The sequence below is a fragment of the Bradyrhizobium sp. CCBAU 25338 genome (assembly GCF_028128965.1).
Classification (GTDB): domain Bacteria; phylum Pseudomonadota; class Alphaproteobacteria; order Rhizobiales; family Xanthobacteraceae; genus Bradyrhizobium; species Bradyrhizobium liaoningense.
In genome coordinates this window covers 43,496-66,675 of the sequence record NZ_LFKY01000003.1, presented here as the reverse complement: position 1 = coordinate 66,675, position 23,180 = coordinate 43,496, and the positions used below count along the sequence as shown (strand labels likewise).

Annotated in this window: 18 protein-coding genes and 4 pseudogenes; 9 read left to right on the top strand and 13 right to left on the bottom strand. The window is 58.4% G+C overall.

Annotated elements, in window-relative coordinates; all coding sequences use genetic code 11:
* Positions 1–25 precede the first annotated feature (25 nt).
* Positions 26–304, bottom strand: coding sequence for a helix-turn-helix domain-containing protein (locus tag ACM42_RS05490; RefSeq protein WP_081493968.1), 279 nt, complete (start codon positions 302–304; stop codon positions 26–28).
* A gap of 324 nt (positions 305–628) precedes the next feature.
* Between ACM42_RS05490 and ACM42_RS38475 the strand changes: the two are divergent.
* Positions 629–874, top strand: a pseudogene (locus ACM42_RS38475) (ArdC-like ssDNA-binding domain-containing protein).
* Positions 875–1,442: 568 nt separating this feature from the next.
* Here the strand turns inward: ACM42_RS38475 and ACM42_RS05480 are convergent.
* The gene (locus ACM42_RS05480) at positions 1,443–1,748 is read right to left on the bottom strand and encodes a DNA -binding domain-containing protein (protein WP_036046019.1); all 306 of its coding nucleotides are present in this window, start codon (positions 1,746–1,748) and stop codon (positions 1,443–1,445) included.
* 812 nt (positions 1,749–2,560) lie between these two features.
* On the opposite strand from ACM42_RS05480, the gene ACM42_RS05475 reads away from it, so the two are divergent.
* Positions 2,561–2,905: a hypothetical protein gene (locus ACM42_RS05475; RefSeq protein ID WP_157785278.1), complete on the top strand. Its 345-nt coding sequence runs from the start codon at positions 2,561–2,563 to the stop codon at positions 2,903–2,905.
* An 83-nt stretch (positions 2,906–2,988) separates the two neighbouring features.
* Positions 2,989–3,162: a hypothetical protein gene (locus ACM42_RS05470; protein WP_157785279.1), complete on the top strand. Its 174-nt coding sequence runs from the start codon at positions 2,989–2,991 to the stop codon at positions 3,160–3,162.
* A gap of 675 nt (positions 3,163–3,837) precedes the next feature.
* Here ACM42_RS05470 and ACM42_RS05465 read toward each other — a convergent pair.
* From ACM42_RS05465 to ACM42_RS05455, 3 genes are all read right to left on the bottom strand, one after another.
* A complete protein-coding gene (locus ACM42_RS05465) occupies positions 3,838–4,437 on the bottom strand; it encodes a hypothetical protein (RefSeq protein WP_050992059.1) in 600 nt (199 codons plus the stop codon).
* A gap of 450 nt (positions 4,438–4,887) precedes the next feature.
* Positions 4,888–5,088 carry a hypothetical protein gene (locus tag ACM42_RS05460; RefSeq protein ID WP_370091125.1) on the bottom strand — a complete coding sequence of 67 codons (201 nt, stop codon included), beginning with the start codon at positions 5,086–5,088 and terminating at the stop codon, positions 4,888–4,890.
* 154 nt (positions 5,089–5,242) lie between these two features.
* The gene (locus ACM42_RS05455; protein ID WP_050992060.1) at positions 5,243–5,572 is read right to left on the bottom strand and encodes a hypothetical protein; all 330 of its coding nucleotides are present in this window, start codon (positions 5,570–5,572) and stop codon (positions 5,243–5,245) included.
* Between the two features lie 899 nt (positions 5,573–6,471).
* Between ACM42_RS05455 and ACM42_RS05450 the strand changes: the two genes are divergently transcribed.
* Positions 6,472–6,696, top strand: coding sequence for a hypothetical protein (locus ACM42_RS05450; protein ID WP_157785281.1), 225 nt, complete (start codon positions 6,472–6,474; stop codon positions 6,694–6,696).
* Positions 6,697–6,825: 129 nt separating this feature from the next.
* Here ACM42_RS05450 and ACM42_RS05445 read toward each other — a convergent pair.
* From ACM42_RS05445 to ACM42_RS05420, 6 genes and pseudogenes are all read right to left on the bottom strand, one after another.
* A pseudogene (locus tag ACM42_RS05445) lies at positions 6,826–7,334 on the bottom strand (recombinase family protein); the annotation flags it as partial.
* A 334-nt stretch (positions 7,335–7,668) separates the two neighbouring features.
* Entirely contained in the window at positions 7,669–8,067 is a 399-nt protein-coding gene (locus ACM42_RS05440; protein ID WP_225153789.1) for a transposase, read from the bottom strand.
* Positions 8,015–8,464: a hypothetical protein gene (locus ACM42_RS05435; protein ID WP_271527475.1), complete on the bottom strand. Its 450-nt coding sequence runs from the start codon at positions 8,462–8,464 to the stop codon at positions 8,015–8,017. The genes ACM42_RS05440 and ACM42_RS05435 overlap by 53 nt, the downstream gene beginning before the upstream one ends.
* Positions 8,465–8,706: 242 nt before the next feature.
* A pseudogene (locus tag ACM42_RS05430) lies at positions 8,707–8,841 on the bottom strand (transposase); the annotation flags it as partial.
* A gap of 246 nt (positions 8,842–9,087) precedes the next feature.
* Positions 9,088–9,411 (bottom strand): hypothetical protein, encoded by a 324-nt coding sequence (locus ACM42_RS05425; protein ID WP_225129178.1) that lies wholly within the window; start codon positions 9,409–9,411, stop codon positions 9,088–9,090.
* Positions 9,412–9,420: 9 nt separating this feature from the next.
* Positions 9,421–10,251, bottom strand: coding sequence for an acetoacetate decarboxylase family protein (locus ACM42_RS05420; protein WP_225129179.1), 831 nt, complete (start codon positions 10,249–10,251; stop codon positions 9,421–9,423).
* 1,200 nt (positions 10,252–11,451) lie between these two features.
* Here ACM42_RS05420 and ACM42_RS05415 point away from each other — a divergent pair.
* Together ACM42_RS05415 and ACM42_RS05410 are read left to right on the top strand one after the other, a co-directional pair.
* Entirely contained in the window at positions 11,452–12,210 is a 759-nt protein-coding gene (locus ACM42_RS05415; protein ID WP_225153783.1) for a glucose 1-dehydrogenase, read from the top strand.
* Between the two features lie 45 nt (positions 12,211–12,255).
* A complete protein-coding gene (locus ACM42_RS05410) occupies positions 12,256–14,016 on the top strand; it encodes an oleate hydratase (protein ID WP_225153782.1) in 1,761 nt (586 codons plus the stop codon).
* A gap of 83 nt (positions 14,017–14,099) precedes the next feature.
* Here ACM42_RS05410 and ACM42_RS05405 read toward each other — a convergent pair whose 3' ends face one another.
* The gene (locus ACM42_RS05405; RefSeq protein WP_271526996.1) at positions 14,100–14,441 is read right to left on the bottom strand and encodes a hypothetical protein; all 342 of its coding nucleotides are present in this window, start codon (positions 14,439–14,441) and stop codon (positions 14,100–14,102) included.
* 318 nt (positions 14,442–14,759) lie between these two features.
* On the opposite strand from ACM42_RS05405, the pseudogene ACM42_RS05400 reads away from it, so the two are divergent.
* The 3 genes and pseudogenes from ACM42_RS05400 to ACM42_RS05390 all read left to right on the top strand — a co-directional run.
* A pseudogene (locus tag ACM42_RS05400) lies at positions 14,760–14,984 on the top strand (ATP-binding protein); the annotation flags it as partial.
* Positions 14,985–17,057: 2,073 nt separating this feature from the next.
* Positions 17,058–19,058, top strand: coding sequence for a c-type cytochrome (locus tag ACM42_RS05395; protein ID WP_225153779.1), 2,001 nt, complete (start codon positions 17,058–17,060; stop codon positions 19,056–19,058).
* A 126-nt stretch (positions 19,059–19,184) separates the two neighbouring features.
* Positions 19,185–20,417 carry a cytochrome P450 gene (locus ACM42_RS05390; RefSeq protein ID WP_225129187.1) on the top strand — a complete coding sequence of 411 codons (1,233 nt, stop codon included), beginning with the start codon at positions 19,185–19,187 and terminating at the stop codon, positions 20,415–20,417.
* 1,230 nt (positions 20,418–21,647) lie between these two features.
* On the opposite strand, the gene ACM42_RS05385 is transcribed toward ACM42_RS05390, so the two are convergent.
* Complete coding sequence (locus tag ACM42_RS05385) at positions 21,648–23,180, bottom strand: integrase catalytic domain-containing protein (RefSeq protein WP_050992081.1); 1,533 nt, start codon at positions 23,178–23,180, stop codon at positions 21,648–21,650.

Below are 23,180 nucleotides of genomic sequence, written 5' to 3'. Positions count from 1 at the left end.
GTTGCTCTCCCGTCGCGTATGAATGCTACCCGTTCTTGCGAAGCAGACGCGGCCGCTTAGGCCGGGGCGAAATCTTGAGAATGCTCGCACAGCTCGACGGATCAACAAAGAGATCGGACGGATGAACGCCGAGCGCTTCGGAAATGCGATCGAGAACATCAATCGTCGGATTTTTCGATTGGCGCTCAAGACCGGCCAAGTAGGAACGATCGATCCCCGCCGTGCGAGCCAATCGTTCCTGCGACATGCCACGTTTGATGCGGATCCGACGGACGTTCCAGGCCAGTAGCGCACGAGGCTTCATGTCTCGAAGCTTGCCATTCCTCGATCGGTTAAAACACTGGCTATCGCCTACCATTTAGATGAAAGTCCGTGTTCTCGCCGCACAAGGAGAAGTGCGATGTTCCGAACCGAGAAACTGGTCGAGGGGCCTGCGGCCCTCTGTCAAGGCCAAAAAGCACGGGCCGTGTAGTCCCGGACCAAGCATCCGGGGTCGCAACCCCCCTGCTTTTTTACCCTGACCGCTACCCCCGCTCATCGCCGCGCGGCTAGTCGGTTGCATGCCGCAACCCTCAAGCCATGAAAGGCAACGACAAGGACGCAGACATCTGTCAACGCATCCGACCAAATCGTCCGCGAGGTCGAAGACGGCGTGCGACCCTGGATCAAGCCTTGGAATGCCGGTAATGACAGCGGGCATATCGCGCGGCCCCTGGGCGCCAATGGCATCCCGTAGCAAGGTATCAATGTTCACATGCTGTGACCGGAAGCCGTAACCAAAGGCTACCGATCGCCGATTTGGATGACGTTCAAACAGGCGCTGGACCATAAGGCCAACGTGCGCAAGGGCGAACACGGCAGCCTCGTCGTTTAAGCCGACAAGCTCGTCCTCACTGAATCCAATGCCGAGGCTGGCGACGCGGTCCATTCCGTTCATAAATGGTTGCACTGTTTGCCGGTCTCTCACACTTGATCAACCAAACCGCGTGCTGCGCAATTTGACGCTATTCGAGATGTAATTGGCTAAAGCGCAAGGCTTACACGCCGACCGACGTCAAACTCCCCAAGCAAATTCAAGGGCGCGAACACCCGTATCGGAAATCGCAAAGCTGTTGAAGCGGAGCGCGGCCGCGTTGCGGCAGAAGGGCGTTGAAACTCGGTGTCACGTTAAGTCATCAGCGATAACCCCGCATTTTTGAATGGCCGTCCGGCTGCCTTGTTTTATTGAATTGAGCTCAAGCATTCTGTGGGCATCGTTTGGTTCACGCTTGGGATCGCGGCGCAACACGATCGGCGCCTTCCGCCGATAGGCGCCGTCGCTTCCTGTCAGGTCGTGGCTAAGAGAATGCCGAGTTCAGCTCGCTCAGCCTCACGGAGATGGAAGGGCGGGTGGATAGAGAAAGACCCCCGGCCGTCATTGGTGGTCAGCGGACCAACTGTGGTCACGACAGCTTGCCGTCGCTCAGCTCATGGCCCGTAACACCGCCACGCAATAGCTGTCTGTAACCATACTCGGTCATCCACTTCGCGCGGGCCAAATGGCTGTCGAAAGCGCGCCTAGCACGCGCTGGCTCGCGTTCGGGATCGATATGCAGGATGATCCGTGACACCTTGCGCCAATCGGCCCCTTCCCTGTCGGCATCCAGCATCCGCGAATAGGTGGCGAGATGTCCCTCATCGTAACGGGTAAGCAGCGCACCGGACGGCGCACCGTCGTCGACGTGGGGACAGCGTGTTGGCTTCTGCATTGGCTAACCTCGGTTGGGGTTACCTGGACTGACCATTCTTGGCCGATTGGGCTGCTGTGCCTCGTGACATTTTCTGTATCACGTGATGTAATCTATCAGCCGGCTCGGCAGAAGATCATGCTCTTGCAGGGCGCTACATGCGCATAAAATCCTCTCGGGCGATCGCCAACGGCCCGCCTTAGTCGCGCGGGCTGAAAGAGGACCCGCCGCAGTGCGAAGCTTGCACACGGTACTTCTTTCGCGGACTCCGTTTGCGACTTCAATTGGGCGATTTGCTCTCTCCAAGTGTCTGCACCGCTCTATCGAAAGTGTGAAAGGGATGAGCACGTACGCGATAACATCCACTGCCAGGCCCTCGGGCTGCTTCGAAAGTGGTCGCCGACTTCGAACCTGAATCTGTCGGTTGACGTACAGCCTTCGTCGACGGCCTGTCGGCAACGAACTTTTTTTGTGCGATCGTTTTGCGGCCGGATCAGACGCTCGAACCCAAGTAGTGTGTACGCGAGATCATGTATTCCTTTCTCGGTGCGTTTATGCCGCCTTCCTTGAGGATTTTCTGCGCGGCTCGATGGCCGGGCGCTGGAATTCAGCTTCGTGCTTCAAGTTGCATCCCGCAAATGTTACAGGATGTATGCCGTCGATCGTTTGTTGCGGGCAAAGCGGACGACCCGCATTTATAGAAGTTTATTAACTGGGCCAGCCTTACAACCCGAACCAACAAGCGTTGCTGCTCATGTAATTCCATTCGCGCGCGGATCTATCAGCATGACTGCGCGCGCGTGATTTTGGATGCGCTTTGATCGAGGTTCGAAATGCCCAATGTTGTGGAGTTTCGTCGACCGAGTGCGCCGGTGCGGGCCACTCGTGAAGCAGCAGAAACGACCGTCCTTGGCAAGTGTGACACGCCGGTGGTGCCGTTCCCGATGGCGTGTGATTCCGGTCGATGTGCAAATCCAAATCCACGGCTTAAATCCATTCAAGCGAACGCCAAGCTCACGATTGATCATGCCATCGCCACGCTGGAGCAGACTCATCGTCAGATACGAGCTGCCATACAAAAGATTGGCGACGCTTCAGCTAGGGCCAACCTTGAAACCAGTCTCGATCTGATTGAGCGCAACCTCGAACTCGCCAAACTGAAATCGTCCTGTCTATAGCTGACGTTTTCACCGGGCGATCAGGTCGCTGCACGCGAGCATTCTAAGCACGGCAACCTTCCGCTAGCAGAGAGCCATAGCAAGTGCTTGCAAATGTCAAAATCGCCGGTCGGCTGATGGTTGGTTTCGGATTTCTCCTTCTGATGACCGCAGCAATTGGCGGCTACACGATCCATGCCTCCCGAAGCGCGAGCGGATCGTTGGCGACCGTGGTCCGCCAAAAAGATCACGTGGTCGAAGACGAGCGCATCGAATAGCGCGTATTTGAAACTCGGATGCATGTATGGACGGCCTTGGCAACCGATGACCAGTCGCATTGGGAGAAGGCCGCAGCAAGCGTTAAGCCAACATTTGCGCAGCTTGATGAGCTCGCTGCCGACACCAAGGACTTGGGTCGCCAAGCACGAGTGCGGGATCTCAAAATAGCCGTCCTCCTGCCAAGCAATTCGTGGTTTCGATAAATTGGAGATTACCGGCGGCGAAGGCCGCCGTAGGCGAGAAGCCGATCGAAGGAGTGGCTCACCCACCAAGCCCGAGCCCACATATGCGGCAAAGCCACAAGTAATCCCAGAGCAAACTTAGCGAGCCTTCTGTTCTTACTTGGCCTTCCAGCCCAAGAGCTTGTTCTGAAACCGTCCGCTATTGAGAAAAAGAAGAACCGTGAGCGACGCACCACGACGTCAACTGCAAGCTTCCAAGGAAACAGAGGGATCATCGATATCGCCGTCCCGTCAATTGAAAGCGTGAAGCCCAAGGCGACGTAGATTGAGGCCCAGCTTTCTGCGCCGCGCGTCATCCTCGTCTGGCGATGGGGCATATCTGGTAGCTGAAGCGCGACTAAGGGCTTGCCGATCACGCCTGCACCGCCTCAGATTTGACTGCCCAGTCGAGCTCGTTTCGCCCTTGATCTAAGCGCGCGAGCCGCGGCGCTATTATCGACGGCCCAAGTCGTCTGGATCAGAAGCGTCTTTTAATCTGGCTGCGGTTTCGCTCAGAGCAGAGAGCGCAGCTTGCATTTTGTCGGGCTGCGAACCGAGTGTCGTTTGAAGATGCTGCCGGTCAAGCTCGATGGCGCGATCGAGCGAGGAGCCGTATATCGCCGCAATCGCGATCTCCTTGGCCAAGCGCGTGAAGCTCTGCCACATGAGATAGAACATCAGCGGCGGGACCTGACAGTTCGCAAGCATCTCATAGCAGCGCGGTTCAGCGTTTTCGATCGCCCACCATTGCTGCGCGAGCACCACGAGCCGTCGAAAGTCTCGTCTCGTTCGGCTGAACTTGTCAGGGTCGACGCCGCCGATGAAGGCGCAATGATCGAGCCAATTCAGGCCCGCCATGATCGCAACTGGATAATCGACAACAGGAACGCCCTTGAAGTCGGCGACGGTTTCTTCGTGCGGAGCCTGCCTGAGAAAGGCATCCATCATTTCGGCCTGGCGGACGGCGCTGACCAAAAGATCTACGTCGCGCCGCGGCACCATCATCACGTAGCGGCAGGCTTCGAGCCGCGTGTGCTCCCAGATGGCACGCACATTCCGTCGGTGTCGCCCAGTCCACGCTTGCAGGCAGGGTAAACCAACCGGCCTTCATCGGTTTCCTTGAGGTACAGCGGAAGCAGCCTGTCGAGGGCTGACAGGAGCGTCAGAGGTTCGAAGAGATCGCCTATAGCCTTTTCGGCAGAGGCCAGAACCGACTTCTTTGATCGTCCCCATCCGAACATTTTGGCCGCCCCAGGTCCATGCTGCGCTGAATGCCGATTACAAGGGGGCTCGCCTGAAGACGCAAGTCCGCCCATATGCGGCCTTCGAATGATCCGGAGCCCGCCCGAATCGGTTAGTGGGTTATTAACCGCCGTTCGGCAGGCTTGCAGCCACGGTTATCGCTGCCTAATCAGCCCCCCAGCCCAAGGCAGCGTAAGATGGCCGGCGGTGGATGACCTCCGCCGGCCGTTTTGCTCGAGAGACTGTCCGCGCTCGCTGCCGTTACGGAGCCTTCGAAGGCCCGCCTCGCAGTTGACGGTATCCGCTGTTGGCCATCCAGAGCGCGCGCTCAAGATGGGTTTCAAATGCCTGCCGGGCCCGCTTGGGCTCGCGGTCTGGGTCGATACCAAGGACGATCCGCGATACCTCGCGCCAGTCAGCGCCCTCGGCATTGGCGTCGAGCAGGCGCCAATACGTGGTCATGTGCTCTTCATCGTACACGGTAAGGTCGGACCCAGAGGGCGCTAGATTGGCGAGAACTGGATTGAGGAGAGGCGGCATTGGCTTCCCCGCGATCATTGGTTGTGACACCGGGATATTTCCCGGTGTTTGTGTCGGCGGCGTGACCGGTGCAGGATCATCCAAACAGCCGGGGGCTGACATTGATGATGAAACCGGCCGATGCGCCGATGATAGCGCCGACTAGGCCATAGCCGGCGGCGCCACCGGGACCGATCATCACCGCGCCGTAGAAGAAGCCGATACCTGTACACAAGACAATCATGCCGATCAGTGCCTGATCGTTCAGCTCTTCGATCGGGTGTAGGCGTTGCTCTTCGGAGCTTTGCACATAATGACCGGCTGGCTCACGCGAGCCGCAGTGCGGGCAGGCGACGGCCGAAAACGAGACATTGCCGCCGCAGTCGGAGCAGCCAATCAGTTCCTCTTGTACGCGCCCGCCCGTCATGCGTCCCAACGTAGCCGCGTCGCTACCATGGTGCTACAGGCTTTGCCCGCGGTCCACAATCACTATTCCTCGGCCCGACCGATCGTCGCCTAGCAGCTCGCCAGAGGAGGATCGCGGAGCGGCACTGCCGAGATATTCGACGCGGCCCGCGCCCGCGTCCAGGCCGCCTGGGAGGAGCTGGCGGTCGCGCGACGGCCGCCGATTAAAGTGCCCACCCGGCTAACCGTCGCATGAAGCATACCGCAGAACGTCCAAGCGCCGATCCGGAAGCAGCGGCCCTCCGGTGGGTGCCGATGTTGAAGCCTGACTTTGGCTCTGTCGGCAGGCGGATCGAATGGAAGGCGACCGTATCGCGTGGGTCCGCCACCTTGCCGAAGCGACGGTACGACGGCGTACCCCTTGGCTGTTCCGGGCATTCGAACTCTGATGATCTTCACTGCCGCGACGTATACTTCCAGATCGGCTTGTGAGAGGCCGGGGCGGCCTGGATAACACCCGAGCTGACGAGTGAGCCGCAGATGTCTCACGTGGCTCGTCGAGCAACGCAGCAGTTGAAAAGCTTCGCTTTCCGTCCACATCTGCGAGTTTGGTTTGAGCTGCGCTTCATCGCGCGATTCAAACACGGTGCACCTTTGCGTGTCGATATAATTAATGGTTCAATACGTGTTATAAAAAACAATACAACTTAAACGTTGACAGGGCCGAATCGCATTTCCTATTGTCGCGATGAGGTCCAGAAAACCTCGTGCGGCAGGCGTAATCGTTTTCCTCAGAGTCCTGCGTCCTCGCGCGTATGTCCAGTGGCGCAAGCCTAAAGGCGCGAGGGAGCGCCTGTCGTTGCTTATTTCTGGCTCCGGACGACTATCTCGATCTCAGAAAGATCGACGGAGAAAACGACAGTGAAAACGGTAACAAAACAAAAGGCAGACAGAGCTTGCGCCAAAGAGTTGAAGATTTTGGCACGGGTCGAAAAGGATCTCGAAAATGCACGCGGCTCCGGAGCGGTTGAAGACGTCTTCCTTGGGCTTGAGGAAATCTACTCGATGCACATGCGCACCGAGCATCAAAGCGTCCGAGCAAGATGCGAAGCCATCTTGCGCGCCGGCAGTTTGCCGAAGGCGTAACTGACGATCTTAGAGCGCCCCGTAGGGAGCGCTCTATGCATTTGAGCAACGCGGCCGGCAAAAGCCGGCATCTGAGGGCCCCGGCACGCTCCTAAAAGGTGGTAATAATCCGTGCGAGACCTGATCATCGCCGCGATTCGTCAGTCGGACTGCCCCTGCGAAAACTTTGGCGGAGAGTTCCCGACTGAACTCAGCTGCCATCACTCTCTTAATATTCTTCATGATGCTAGCGAGAAGGCTTCCGTCATTGTCGAATTGCTCCGCGCAATAAGCAACCTGGACGCCCGCCTTGCGGCAGATGAACTCGTAGTGCGCGCTCTCGTCAACGTCCTGAAAGCGTCCCCATCGGCTCACGTCGAAGACAAGCAGATGAGCGAAGTCAGCGCGTCCCGATTGCACGTCTTCAACCAGTTCGGTAAGGCCCCCCGGTTTTCGATTCTGAGGCCGCTTTCTCCCTCGTCACGATAGGTGTGGACCATGGTTAGCTTGTGAAGTTCGGCGTAGGTCGCGATGACCACTGCCTGATTCTCAATCGAGTATTGCTGGTAATCCGTCGACATGCGGACATACTGCGCCGCCCGTCGCGCTTTCTGAGACTGAGGCAGACGTTTCGCGTGTACAACAAGGGTGTTCCCCATGTTGCCTCCCCGCGGCTATATCGCGTCGCGCTGTATTGCGCATCGCAAACCATTTAGGCGCATCATCAAGTCCGCGCCATCGGAGAGTGTATTCAGAAAGAGTCAACTGCTATGTCGTTTTTCTTGAAAGCACGTTGCGGCGGGCGAAGCGAGCTGCAGAGAAATGCGGGTTTGCGCTTTTGGGCCGATTTTGTTGCAGAAGTCGGTAGGATCGACGCTCTCAGCCGGGCTGAGATCTGAAAATTTGGGCTCGCGATCTCTTGGCCGCCTGCCCGGCATGGGCTGCGGAGACGGCCGGGCACTGATGCCTGACGCAACAACGCGACGGACGCACTTACGCAACGCATAGTGCGGCCGTGTTGGGTGGATGGAGCGCCAGCTTGGCAAAGCGACGAAGGTTCTGAGCTATTGCTGCAAGCGTAAATTCGAACCGCGCGCCGGCCGGTCCACGCAGTCTTAGGCGGTCGAACCGCAGGATCCGCTTGAGGTGCGCAAACAGCATCTCAACCTTCTTGCGATCTCGTCGGGTCTGATCGTAGGCAGGTGTCTTCGATAGCCCGGGCGACATCGCGCGCTGCCTCGTGCACGTGGCGGCTTCCGGCTCGGCGAGTTTGGACAGCACTTGGATTTGGAGCGGGCAGTCGCGGCAATCGGCGACGCGCGAGAAATACGAGATAGCGTCATCTCCGCGTGGTCCGCGTGCGCGGCAGGATCTTGCCGCTGCGGCAGACATATTGATCGCGCGCCTCGTCATAGATGAAATCGTCGCGGCTGAACGTGCCGTCGTCGCGCTGTGACTTGTCGATCACCGGGATGTGGGGCGCGATCCCCTTCACATCGACCAGGAAGTGGAGATTTTGGGCCGCGCCGTAGGCCGTATCCGCGACGAGCCAGTCGGGTTTGATGCCGAACGTCTTCTCAGTCCTTTCGATCATCGTTTGGGATGCGCCAACCTCGGATTGGCGGATCGCCCGGGACGCTTCGACATCCATGATAATACCGAACTTGATGTCGATGAGGTAATTGTCGGCGTAGGCGAAGAACGCGGCGTTGCGCAGTGCGCCAGTCCACTGCGCGGCTGGGTCGGACGGCGCGACAAACTTCGGCACGACGTCGGTGGCACACCCCATGCTGGATCGTCGAGATTGGCGAGATAGTCCTGAACGGCGCGCCTAGCCCCCATCGGGTCGATGTCGTGGCTCCATTTATCGCCCGGCGTCGAGCGGCACTTATTGGCGTCCGCCGCGATCAAGCTGGCATCGACGGCGAAACCATTGCCGCCGACAAGGCCAGCCTTGATGCACGAAGCGACGACGCGCTCGAAGACGTGACGAAAGACATCATGATCGCGAAATCTCTCGTTGCGGGCGCGCGTGAATGCCGAGTGATCCGGGATCCTGTCTTCTATGCCAAGGCCGCAGAACCAGCGATAGGCGAAATTGAGCTGAACCTCGCGGCATAGTGCGCGCTCCGAGCGGATCGCGAATACGTAGCCAAGGATGAGCATCCGGATCATCAGCTCCGGATCGACCGATGGTCGGCCAGTGTTGGAGTAATGCGGCGCAAGCTCGACGCGCACCCACGACAGATTGAGAACTGCCGCAATTTGCCGAACCTGATGGTCGTCCGGCACTACGGCCTCGAGGTCGAACGCATAGAACAGATGACCCTGCTCGCCCTTGCGCCGCCCCATCATCGATTCTCTCCGTCGATAGCCGCTTCACTTCGACGGAATCACGGTTCGCACCGCTCCTCAAGGTAGTTCTGCAACAAAATCGGCCCGTAGCCGACATGTCCGGCGCAGCTCTTTCGTCTGCTTCTGACGAGGCAACCAGCAGGATATCGTCGTTGTCCTTGTCGATGATGTTGAACGCCCATCCATCATGGCTGTGGCGATCGCCACGTCGGCCTTCTTCTCCTTATTGCCGCTATTCTTGTTGTAGACGTGGGTCTTGAAGCCGGCCTTGTCGACCATCTTCCAGAATGAGTCGCCGGGAGGAGGTGAACCCCACATACCGCCCGTCAGCTGGCAAACCGACAGCCCTGGCAGCAATTTAGGATTGGATGAATTCTTCAAGCTCGTCGATCATCTGTTTACCGGGTTTGATTCCTCCGAAAGGATATCAATGGCCTCGAGCCTTGCGTCATACTCCTCGTATGTGCCGAGCAGGGCTTGGCCAACTGTCAAGTTGTGCACGGGATCGATAATCGAGGGGGAGTCGTAAGTTAGGGAGGTTGGTCCAGTAAATAGAACTTCTTCGCCACGCTCGTCGCGTCGCAACGTTCGGTCCGTACACCATTTGACGAGTTGCGTGACCTCTCCCTTCCCGGACTCAATGATGGACGGCAGCTGCCGAACCGAGTAGAAATTCGTCCGCGCAGAATACATCTGCCGCGAATCCGAGCTCATGCGCTCGTCTGGTTGAGCGGTAAGGGTCAGCAGGCGCTTGCCTTTCGGACGCTCGAGCGTACCCTGAATTAGACCGCCTTCTCTGATCAGTCTAATGTGCGCCAGCTTTTTTGGAGCACCAAGAACCTCTCGTCCCGAGGCGAGAGCTGCATCATTTACCGTCACGTAAATGTAAGGGATGTAGTAGCCAGTCTCACCGTCGGGATCACGAACTTGAATTCCTGAATAGCACTCCAAGTATGGCCCGACAGTGCTTGAGCGATAGCTCGCGACCCCCACAATGGCGATTGCAGGGTTTGCTGCAGGTGCTAGCTCCTTCGGCAATAAACAATTCGCCTCGTGCCCCACGCTGAACATAAGGTTTATGGCTTGGCAGCCGAGAAACGCAGTGCCACGATTTTTGCCCCCATGGTAAAGAGGCGCATCAAGCGGAATGCCTTTGACGTCGGGCATCGCATCCTCCTTGATCTCAGAATAATTCGCGCGGTTGGAGATTGAGCTATTCATCTCACCGCGCCTCTCCGGTTGTTGAAGCGCCCCTGAAGCGACTGTACTGCGCTGGCAGCGATGTGGGTTCGGTAGTCCGTACGGCACATCGATCCGGTGATAGCGATCTTCGCTACGCGAGGCCGCAGTGCCGTTTCTGCGCCTTGCACCTCAATCCGCCGGATTAAACGATCCGAAAACATCCGACACGCTTGACCTTCTCCATTCTAGAAGCCGGCAGCTGTCCTGTGCTGCCGGATGCGCCTGATTGTGCATCCATTCCGGCGGAGCGTGCTCACCGATGATGACGTCAAGGCGAGTGGGTGATTCCTATTTGTCTATCAGTCGTTATGCAACGTCGATGCCAGGCACCTCGTGCGGTTTATACGGCTCATTGGCTGACATCAAATTGGGTACGAGTGACCCGACAACTTTCGACTATTGTTCTGTTGCCTTCCTCGCTTGTCCGATTGACGACGCGATGTCGAAAGCCCGACATGATCAAGTATCCGGACAGAAAGTCGATGAGGCTCTCTCACGAGTTTTCGCAACAGCATGGCTATCGCCATTGTGTCTCGATTAAACCAGATCAGCGCAACATTATCGCTCGCATGGTCGAAAACGCAGGCCCTGACATCGCCGTCTCGGTGGTGAGTCGGAAGACCTCCAGCGCCTGTGCAAGAGTCACGTGAGGCTGACTTCCCATCAGAGTCTCGGCGCGGCGATTGCACGGAATGGATACTCCAATTCGCAAGACTTAGGAGAACCTCATGCGTTCTGCGCCCCACTTTTCGATCCACAAGGAGCTCAGCACCGTTCGGCACCGGTATCGCTCCGCTCGCGGGTACCGATCCTATCTCCGAAACCGGAGGAAATTCGGTCGCAAATTGTCGGCGTCTAGAAGGTGGGGTAGTTCGGCAAAGCCAATGCAACAATCCAAAGGATGGCTAACGCCTGAGCGGCGGAAGCATGTTCGCGACGTGAAATCGTTATCGAAGTGCTTTAGCGCCAATTTACACGGGTACTGCGCACAGGCTTTAGGAATCAAAGATGATACGTAGCAGAGGGCAGATCGCCAAGAGTCCGGGGCGTGGTGCAGACCGCAACTCTTGGCTTGCCCGACTTTCAATGCTCGTTCTCAACCATTTTGATCAACACGCCCGTCATCCTTTTTGATGCTGAAAACCCCTGCACCGCCACTGATCGAGGGAACCAAGAGTTATGGGACGTGTGAGCGAAAAAGTCATTTTGGTAACCGGCGGGGCTCGAGGGATGGGGGCCGCTCATGCGCGCCTGCTGGTAGCCGAGGGCGCGAAAGTCGTGATCACCGATATTCTTGACAATGAAGGAGCGACTTTCGCGGCCGAACTTGGCCCATCCGCGATCTATGTGCGTCAAGACGTCGCCCAGCCAGGGGAATGGTCCCAGGCGATCGCAGCTGCGGAGGGCAAGTTCGGCGCGCTGCACGGCCTCGTCAACAATGCAGGCATCGCGAGTATGGCTCCCATCGAGCGGTTCCCGCTCGAGCAGTGGGAGAAGACCCTGGCTGTCAATCTCACCGGTGTATTCTTGGGAATGCAGACTGCCCTACCTGCCATGCGCCGCGCGGGCGGAGGCTCGATCGTCAACATCTCGTCGGTTGAGGGGCTGAGGGGTAGTGCTGGGCTTCACGCCTATGTTGCTTCCAAGTTCGGCGTGCGGGGCATAACGAAGTCCGCTGCCTTGGAGGCCGCCGCGTCCGGCGTTCGCATAAACTCTATCCATCCGGGCTTCATCAACACTCGGATGACAGAGAACATCGATCTTTCCGGTTTTCCAATTCCGCTCGGGCGGCCAGCCGAGCCGCAGGAAGTGTCACAGGCAGTCTTGTTCCTGCTTAGCGACGAGTCCTCTTATCTTACCGGCTCCGAAATCGTCGTCGATGGCGGTCTGACGATCGGCGTCCCGCAGAAGTGTCAGGCGGTCGAAAACATCTTCTGACTATCAGCGGACGGATTGTCACATCAAACGAGATGGAATGTCGCGATGTATTACACCAGTGGAAATTACGAAGCTTTTGCTCGGCCCCGCAAACCCGCCGGCGTGGATAGCAAGACAGCATGGTTCGTTGGTTCGGGGTTGGCTGCGCTCTCCGGCGCGGCCTTCTTGATCCGCGACGGGCAGATGCGTGGCGACCGTATCACCATCCTCGAACGACAGACGGTTCCGGGGGGCGCGTTGGACGGTTGTCAGGATCCGGAAAGGGGATTCGTGATTCGAGGTGGTAGAGAGATGGAGGATCATTTCGAGTGTCTCTGGGATCTGTTTCGTTCGATCCCATCGCTCGAACTTGAAGGCGCCAGCGTGCTCGATGAGTTTTACTGGCTGAACAAGGATGATCCGAACTACACACTACGGCGGGCGACGGTGAAGCAGGGGCAGGATGCCCATACCGATGGCCTCTTCACACTGAGCGAACAGGCCCAGAAAGAGCTGATTGCCCTTTTTCTTGCCACTCGTAAGCAGATGGAGACCAAGCGCATCGACGAAGTGTTCGGGAGAGATTTCTTCAACAGCAATTTCTGGCTCTATTGGCGGACCATGTTCGCCTTTGAAGAATGGCATTCAGCCCTCGAGATGAAACTTTATCTGCATCGATTCATCCACCATATCGGCGGCCTGCCGGATTTCAGTACGCTGAAGTTTACCAAATACAATCAATATGAATCGCTCGTTCTGCCGTTATCCAAATGGCTGTTGGCGCAAGGCGTCAACTTTCGCTACGGGGTCGTAGTCACCGATATCGATTTCGACATAAAGCGTGGCCGCAAGCAAGCCACAGCCATCCGCTGGCTGGAGAATGGCATTGAGGGCAGTCTCATTATTGGCGCCGACGATCTTGTTTTCATGACGATCGGGTCGCTGACCGAAAACTCGGACATGGGGGACCATCACACGGCCGCCAGGCTCAACGAAGGACCGGCGCCCGCCTGGGATCTGTGGCGGCGTATTGCGGCCAAAGATGCGGCCTTTGGACGCCCAAATGTCTTTTGCGGCAATATTCCTGCAAGCAAATGGGAATCGGCGACGATCACGACCCTGGACAAACGCATTCCAGCATACATCCGCAAGATCGCCAAACGCGATCCGTTCAGCGGCAGGGTTGTCACAGGAGGCATCGTTACGGTGAAAGATTCGAGCTGGTTGCTCAGTTGGACCACAAATCGCCAGCCGCATTTCAAGCGCCAGCCCAGCGATCAAGTCGTCGTCTGGCTCTATTCGCTATTCGTCGATAAAGCCGGCGACTACGTGAGGAAACCGATGCAAGATTGTACGGGCGAGGAAATCACGCAAGAATGGCTTTATCACCTCGGTGTGCCGGTTGCGAGTATACCGGAACTCGCCGCTGGGGCCGCCAAGACGGTCCCGGTGATGATGCCCTACGTCACTTCCTTCTTCATGCCGCGGCAGGCGGGCGACCGGCCAGATGTTGTGCCGAAAGATGCGGTCAATTTCGCCTTCATCGGCCAGTTCGCGGAGTCGGGTGAACGGGATTGTATCTTCACGACGGAATACTCCGTTCGGACCGCGATGGAAGCCGTGTATATCCTCCTCAAGATTGAACGTGGCGTGCCCGAGGTATTCAACTCGACCTATGATATTCGCAAGCTGCTTGCAGCAATGGGTAGACTGCGCGACGGCAATGAAATTGAGATCCCGGGACCTGCGTTCCTGCGCGAGCTCATTCTAAAAAAGATTGAAGCGACTGAGCTTGGCGAACTACTCAATAAATATCACCTGAGTTGATTAAGGCAGCGGACGCTGCGGCTTCGCTCGGATAGAGAAGCGCTGTCCTGCGCCGTGACGGCTCGGACTCGCCAAGGCGCGGATCAAACGTTCGCGCCGATCTTCCAGGCAACCTTTAGGCGTACTCTGAATTCGGTGTTCTTTCGGCTTGATGTTATTCTCGCCACACGCATCCGATTAACCTCTTGCCACGAGGTGAGGGCGAAACTAGCTAGTGGCTCGTCACAGTGATCTTGATGGTTTGATACCGGCCAGCTTAGGATCGGCAAGTTTTCTGGCGGCACAAGGACTTCGATGCTTCTGGGGATGCAGGATTCGGCGGGTGGCCGTCCGGACATGTGCGAATAGGTATAGATGAACGCCAGATAATGGCCCTGCTTCTCGGTAAAGCGTGCGCCTGGTTTTTGACTCATGGAGCGATTCATCCGTGCCTCCTTAGTCGTCCGTGAAGAACAGGTAAGGGGCTGATCTGGAGTCGTTGTTTTTCGGCTGCGGCGATTTTGTGATTGCAGGCTTTGACAGTGCGGTAGCTCGGAACCTGCAATTTGCAGTTTGAGATTCCCTCGAATCGCACGGCATGATTCGGCGCTCGTATCGGGAGGAGCCGATGCGACCGAAGAAGCCGAAGGCGACGGACGAAGGTGATCTGTTCCGGGCCAGGCTCAAGCAGGTCATCAACATGGAGCACGAACTGGTTCAGCACGCCGGCAAGATCAATTGGGACTGGATCGACTATCGACATGAAGGCGCCGCGCGGGCTCGACAAGCCGCTGTTCCAAAAGCTCGTCGCCGGCGAGTGGATCGACCGGCATCAGAACCTGCTCATCATCGGCCCGACCGGCGTCGGCAAGAGCTGGATTGCTTGCGCCTTGGGCCACAAGGCCTGCCGCGACAACCGCTCCGTGCTCTGTCAGCGGCTGCCGCGGGTGTTCGAGGCGCTTGCCCTCGCGCGGGGCGACGGCCGATGGTTGGGTTGCCGATGAGCTCCGCGCTTTGACTTCCTTGTAGACGTTGCTGATCGACATCGCGGATGTTGCGACACCGCGCCATCGACGAACCGCGTTCGGATGCGAGATCGGCGTGATAGCCATCGATCTTGGCGAGCATCTCCTGCACGAGCGCCGGATCAAAGTCGATAGCGACTGCTGCTGACTTTGCCGTCGTTTGTCCCTGTTGCGTTGCTTGGCCTCGGCGAGCTCTCATGCGCTTGACCTTGCCGATGATGGCGTTGCGAGATACGCATCGCCACCCCTCGCAGACCCCGAGTGGCCCGCGCTCCACATGCATTGCAGAAGCGACACCTCCTCAGAATCCCATGCCGATGTGGCTTGATTGACCATCGTTCGTCATCGTCACGAGCACGAGTCGATGGTCGTTTTGATTGTCGCCAAAAGCAGTGCGTGTCGATGTTTACGCTTGTTCGCCGCTATTCGATGTTCGGAAAGGTTTTTGGCTGCGACGATCGGCCTGCCTTATAAAATAGGCAGACGAACGTGTATTTATGCCTGCGGTTGCATCGTGTCCGGAAAGTTGATCCGCTTACGTTAACGGCTGTTGACAACATGCGTTAACGGCGTTGCAATCACCAGCACGACAAACGGCGGTGAGTTTACCAACTAACAACAGCAGCTAGACCACGACGGCGTTACTGCTCGCACACGGCTACTAGCGTGGGTACCCGAGCGTTTGCGCGGAAGGATGGGCCATGCAGTCGATCCCTTGCTAGGTGTCGTCGGTGCCGGGGATCGTGCCGTTCTCGGAATACTGCCAGAGCTTCCGGTGCCGCGACGCCGACGTCTCCGGAGGTGACGATGCTGACGTCGACTCGACTTCAACCATTTCAACAGCGACGATGCAAACTTGGTCGCTTGGATCAGCCCTGCGGGCAGCAGGCCGCCGGAGCCGCCGCCGCCGCCGCCGCGGATGGTCGAGCAGCGCCTGGACGGCCTCGTGCAGATCGTCGAGCGGGGCTCAAACCCACCTTCGAGAAGGTCGTTCAATTCGAGCCGCAGCATCTCGTCATCCCAATCGGTGCGTCGAAGGCCTCGAAGAGACGCGACCAAGCGCGAAGCTCGAGACAATACCCGAGAGTGTACCAACAGCAACGGGACAGCTCGCAGAGATGGAAGCAAAAGTAAAAAGATCAAACAGCGTCATAGCAAGTCCGCCGATCTGGAAGCTAAGCGCGCGCTGAACCGCCTGAAGGAGGTTGACCCGGAGGGATATGAGGCCTTCCTTCGTAAGCGCGAGAACCGCGGGGACACTGGCGGTTTCGGCCCGGCTGGACGGGCGAGGCCATAGTCACCACCACATTCCTCGCCGTCGCATTCGCACAACTCTGGCGCGTCGTCGCCATGCGCAGCAGCCGCTCCGGTACCGTTTTCAACGAGTTCACGCGCAATCCATGGGTCTGGCTGCGCTCGGCCTGTACGGCCCTCTGCTCGCAGTCCCTCTCTACTGGCCGCCGATGACAGAGGTCTTCCACGTCTGCCACCGACGCTCACGATGTGGAGCATTGTCGCGGGCTACAGCCTGACGCCGATGCTGCTAATTCAGGTCAGCCACGCCGTCATCGTGCTTGCAAAACGAAGCCGTTAAATGGTAGCCGCGTTGCTTGGCTCGAATTCGCCGTCTGCATCATCGTGATCGGCGTGGCCGGATGTATGCTCATGGTCATTGCGCCCTACGGAGGCCTGATCTCCGAGTGCGAGCCTATTGCCCTCAGGCGCCCGGCCGATTCCGTTCGCTCGCGTTCCCGCGGATTACAGCCCCCGATCTCCCACAGCGGACCCAACGTCACTGCAAATTCGATCGCGAGGATGGGATGGCGGCTCGAACAAGAGCTCGTCCGAACGCTCTAGATGTTCTTGTTATGCGGTCAAGTTCGCCCATTCCACAGACCACCGATTGTGACGTCAGAAAGAATAGTGATCGCGTCTCAAGGACGTCAACAGCGGGGGTAAGCCTACAAGATCATGTAGTTGTAGTATTACTGTTTGCACGGCTCTCTGCTGGAGGCCGTTCGCTGACACGGGGGAGCCATGTCGACAGTTGCCAGCGCAATTCGGCGCCTTTGGTGGCGACGCTTTCTTGCTCTTCTGGCGATCATCGTGATCATTGCTTTGATCGCAGTCATGACCAGCTCCCAGCTTGGCGCGACAATCGAAGCTCTGACGCCGCCTGGTCTCCCTGAACCGGTTTCCGCGAGCGAGCAGGTTTCGCTCGATCAGGGCTGGAACGCCGAAGACGCCGATCGATTCCATCATAAAGCCCAGGGCACGCAGACCTTACCGATCCCGCTGTCATGGTTTCTCGCCCTGGAAGCGCCGCTGAACTCGCCTTTCGCTATCCCCTTTTTCAAACGAGAACGGTTTTCTGACAACCGCTATTTACTGCGGTTTGGATTCATAGAGTCTGCCGAAAGCGAGAACAATGAGTACGGTTTGCCGATCGGCTTTGCATATTCGCCGTTTCAGTCGATCCGCGGGCTTTCGCGTAAGGAGACTGCCGTTGGATTGACCTGTGCCGCGTGCCATACCGGCCAACTGATCTTCAAAGAGAAGCGCTATGTCATTGAAGGCGGCCCCGCCGTGACCGATCTCGGTCAATTGACAAATGCGCTCCGCGCTGCGCTCGCACAGACCGCTTTGTCGGCAAAGCTACCCTTCTTCGACGGTCGCTTCGGGCGGTTCGCGAAGCGCGTTTTAGGAACCGAGTACAGCGATCTTACACGCGTCCAACTGTCCAAGGAGCTCGATGGAATACTTGGTGCTCTGATCGATCAGCCCGCTGGGATCGACGTCACGGAAGGGTTTACCCGCCTCGATGCGCTCAATCGCATCGGCAACCAGGTGTTCGCACTCGACCCCAAGCGCTACGGCAACTACGTCAACCTCAACGCCCCTGTCAGCTACCCGCACATCTGGACATCGTCATGGTTCGATTGGGTGCAGTACGACGGCTCGATTATGCAGCCATTGGTGCGCAATGCCGGCGAGGCGATGGGGGTTTCGGCGGAGCTCAACCTCACCGCCCCGCCCAAGGGGGGACGTTTTGCCAGCAGCATCCCCTTCGATAATCTGCACTGGATCGAACAACAGCTCGCTGGAAAGGACCAGCCGCTGGTGGCGAAAGCCTTCACCGGACTGAATGCGCCAGCCTGGCCCGACAGCTTTCCTGCGATCGACAAAGCCAAGGCCGCCGTGGGAGCCCAACTCTACGACAAACATTGCAGCGGCTGCCATCTTCCAGCGCTGACGCCGGACATCGTGCACGGCAAGGCCCCGGACGCGGAGTTCTGGAAGAACTTCGGCCCTATCCGCTGGCGCGGTCGCGATGGGCAGGAGAAGCAGACGAGGGAATCCGTACTCAACGTCAAGATCATCAAGCAAAGCCATATCGGCACCGATCCGGCCCAGGGCGACGTGCTGCGCAATCGCACCGTGGACACCGCCGGCAGCGAACTGGCCAGGGCGGGCCAGAGCAGCCCAGGACTCGGCCTCGACATCGATGTCTGCCAACGGAAGGCTGACAACACGCTGGATACGATCCACCTCTCGGACCATGCGATGCAACTCTACGCGCTTGCGCTCGGCGCCGTGGTCCAATCCGGCATCGACGAATGGCTTCGGTCGACCGGGACGGTCCAAGCGGAGATCGAAGGCGATCGGCCGAACTGTCTCGCGGCAGGTTTCGGCTATAAGGCGCGTCCGCTGAACGGCGTATGGGCGACTGCCCCGTTCCTGCACAACGGCTCGGTGCCGACGATCTACGATCTGCTCAGCCCGGTTGCGGAGCGCCCACAAGTCTTCCTGCTCGGTGAGCCCAGCTTCGATCCTGTCCGCGTCGGTATCGTGACACGGACGGTCGCTCCTGAAGGCAGGACCTACGACAGCAAGGGCTACTTCATCATCGATACGTCGAGGCCCGCCAATCGCAATACCGGCCACGAATTCTCGAACGAGAAGCATGAGGGCGTCATTGGCCCTGCGCTGTCTCCGGAGGAGCGCAACGCAATCATCGAGTTCCTCAAGTCGATCTGAAATTGATTGGGTCAGCTCCAACTGGAGCAGTAGCGAAGACCATCTCGCTCCCGCAGGGGGAAAGGTGGACGAAAGCCCGGATCGACCGACCAGGCGAAGCTTTTCTTGAGTTAGGGTGCGGCAGCAATGGCGGAACAGAAACAGGGGCCGGCGGCGAAGTTCCTGAAATGGATGATCGCCAAACATCCGGATGCATTGTTCGCATTCATCCGGCGCGTCAGGCCCAACCTGGCGTTGGGCGCCGCGGGGCCGGTGTTCATCACCCGCTTCCCCGACGTGCAGGAAGCGCTGAGCCGCCCCGACATCTTCAACGTCACCTATGCGCCGATGATGGACCCTTCGGTCGGCCCCTTCATGCTCGGCCGCGACTGCACCGAAATAAACCAGCGCGACAAGGGTATCATGCGCGCCTTCATGCGCATGGAGGATCTGCCGGCAATTCGCCAGAAGGTGCGCAGCCTCGCCAATGCGTCTGTCGAAAAGCAGATCTATACCCAGAACCAGATCGACGTGGTCAGCACGTTGTCGCGCCTGGTGCCCATTCAGCTGACCCGAGAATATTTCGGCTTTCCCGGCCCCGATCTGGCCTCGATGTTCCGCTGGTCGCGCGCGACGCAATATGACATGTTTCACAACCTGGACAAAGATCCGAAGGTGCACCAGGACAACATTGACGCTGGGCAGGAGATGCGCGCCTATCTGACACAACTGCTCCCGCAGCGGCGCGAGCAGCTGAAAAATGGGGCGCCGCTCGAGGACGTGTTCAGCCGCCTGCTGAATAGCCATTTTGACGATTCGATCGGCTTCGCCGACGAACGCATTATTACCAATATGATGGGCACACTGGTCGGCGGGATTGAGACCACATCGGCGGCCATCGTGCAGCTGCTCGACGAGTTGTTCAAGCGCCCGAGGATCCTGAAGGAGGCCATCGACGTCGCCAGCAGCAACAACGACCATCTGATGTATCGCTATTGCTGGGAAGCGCTGCGCTTCAACCCGATCAATCCGTTCGTGGTGCGCCACTGCCGGACCGATTACCGGATAGCCAAGGGCTCGCTGCGCGCGACGACAATCAAGGCCGGCAGCACGGTGCTGATCTCGACCCGGTCGGCGATGCGCGATGGCTTGCAACTGCCGGCGCCGTCCAACTTCGCGATCGACCGGCCGGAGTCGGTCTACATGCATCTGGGCTACGGGATGCACACCTGCCTCGGCGACCAGATCAGCCGCATCCAAGTTCCGGAAATCGTTCGCCGCATCCTGCAAATCCGGGGCGTCCGTCCCGCCGCGGAGATTGACTACGCAGGAGGGCCGTTTCCAGAGCGTTATCCCATCACCTACGACACGCCCGTCTGAAGGCCGGACTTCCCAGCAACGAGCCGCGAGTACCGATCCGGCCGCTGGCGTGGCGGCCTCTGGCGTCAGCACTAGGTCGTTCGTCGCGAAGTCTCCGTCACGCGATGCGCGTGAGATGCGTGAGGCAATAATCAATCGTGTCGGTGGTGTGTTCCGCTTGCGAAACACATCAAGAGATGAGAGGCAGAGCTTCGCATGCGCGGCTACTACATTGGCTTACCGAGGAAATGGTTTAAGCGAACGGAAGCCGTACGCTGAAGCGGGCCTCGGCAACCGGCAGTTATGCACGAACATCGCGCAATCAGCGCAACAGCAATGATGCGCTCAAACGGCACCTGCAGGATCACCATTACGCGCGACGCCGACGACTACAAACAGCGCATAGCATCGAGCGCTGCTTCTGCTCGCTGATACACTCTTTCGACGCTTGGCACCCGTTATGACAGGCGAATAGGACAGGCGAACCGTCAATTTTACCGGCTTCTTTCATCGATCTCGCGGCCGCATTGGTCTGCGGTTGCACGCGTTTCCCCGTAGCCGCCCGGATTGGCAAGTGTTGGAGCACGGGAACACGGGAACACGGTGTTCTACTGAAAGAACACCGGCTGAGGGATTTTATACTTAAACTGTCTTTTCACTAAATTCCGGTGGCGAGGCCGCGGGACTGCATCGTCTCGCGGCCCCATTGATTTTCGCTGTTCAGGTCCGGGCGAGTTCCTCCACCGAATTCCGACTCTTTACTCCCAGAAGGGGTAAGCGCTTCGATCGCCCGTTGGCATTCAAACGCGTCAAATTCGGGCCGTCGGCAAGTCCTCGCTGGACAGCATTCCGGAGTATGTTGTCGTGGAGTGCACATGGCTGCTGCCAACCTGATCGACAGTAGCGACGGCGATCGCACGAAAACGCGCTCCGCATCGAACATGGTGCGTGGTGTTTGACGTCCCAAGATGGCTGGAGTTCTCCCATCGAGACAGCTTCGGCCGAGCTTGTTTGGCTTTCTGGCTCTGCCAAAGGCCAGAGCCAGACTGATAAGACAAAGTCGGCTCGCTGTCGCGCGCGCCATGGAAAACTGCCCCCTCATATTGCCTCAGATGACAATGTTACCGAGCGCCCCAGCTGTCGCGCGAATTGGACCCCGCGGGTCCGAGCAAGCCGCTCGCGAAGCGCGCCCTCCAGAGCGCCGTAGCGAGAGAGCGGCTTGCGGTGATTCGGCAAAGCAACACGTGGGATTTAGACAGCGAGGGAAGCTTGGAACGATAGTATGGTTTCGGTGCTGCTGATGAGCTGTCGAGCGACCTTTGATCGCCAATTCTTCACCAACCGCTGCACCGTACGCCGCTGATGGCCACTGAACTGACCCGGCGCATGCGCTGCCAGCCGGGAGAGGAGATCGACGGCGGACAAGTGCGGAGCCGCGGCGAGCCATTCCTCGATCATGGGAATGTATGGGTCGAGCATCGATGGCCGACGTGGCGCAGGTTTGCGCCGCACATAGCGGCGCCGATGAATGCCGCGCTGCTCACCCTGCTTCCAACCGTCGCCGAGCTCTCGGGCAAAGGCGGTCAAGTCGCTTTGCACCGGCGCGACGGTCATGGCTGGCTTTCCGGCCCGCTGATCAACACGCTTGCCCAGCTCATTTTGAGCGTCCCTCATCTGTGCCAGCAATGCCACCGGATCAAGCGTGCGGTAAATCTCACGCAGCCGACGTTTGAATGCCTCGTTGAGATGCGGGTGGACCAATGCTCTTTCGTACGGTGTAGCGGGAGGAAGATAACGCTTGATCACCTTGGCACCTTCGCGGTGCTTCTCCTTCAGCTTAAACGAGGGCTGGAAGAAATTGATGTGCAGCCGTGCCGCGGCAAACAGGCGAGCTAATGAGCGAGCGGCATCAATGCCTTCAAAGCGCCCGTAGCCCACCAGACGTCGAACGATAGCTCCATTCTTCTGTTCAACGAACGCTTGATCGTTCTTCTTGTAGGCCCTGGAACGAGTGACTTCGACATCGTGAGAACGGCACCACGAGACGACCGTGTCGTTCATGAAGGCGCTGTCGTTGTCAAAATCGAGCCCGCAAACGGGCCAGGGAAATAGGTTCTGGGCGCGCTCGAGGGCCTCGACCACAAGCGCTGCTTCACGCACAACAAGCGGAAAGCATTCGGTCCACCCCGTTGCGACATCCACCATTGTTAGCGTCTGAATGAAGGCCCCGGATACGGACATGCCGCCGTGCGCAACCAGATCCGCTTCGCAGTACCCCGGCGGAGGTGATCCCCAGTCATTGAATGTACGCACCGGGACTTGCCGCCGTACGGCACTGGAAAAGCCCGCCCGCCGTCGGCGTCCTCCGGCTGCTGCGATCCTTACGTCGCTCAGCAGGCGATCGATCGTCGCCGCGCTCACCCTCAAAACCTTAGACCGCTCATCAGCAGAAAGCTTCAATCTGCCGTGCCGTTCAAGAGCCGGAAGCAAGAACGGGATCATCGCGACGAGCCGCTTACTGCAGAGCCGGTCAGACGAGTCCCATAGCACAATCAGTGCCATACGAATGGAAGCTCCGTAGGTCCGGCCCCGCCGCCGCGGCACGGCCGACCCCGATGCCCCGTCCGCTGACAGCGCTCGGATCGCGTGCTTGCGATGCCATCCCGCAACGGCGCACAGCTCGTCTAGGATCCGTCCCTTCTCGAGCCGCCCGCTTGCCCGATAACGCTCGGCCAGCGCTGATGTGATCTCGCGCTTTGCGCGCATGCTGATCTTCCCTGCCAT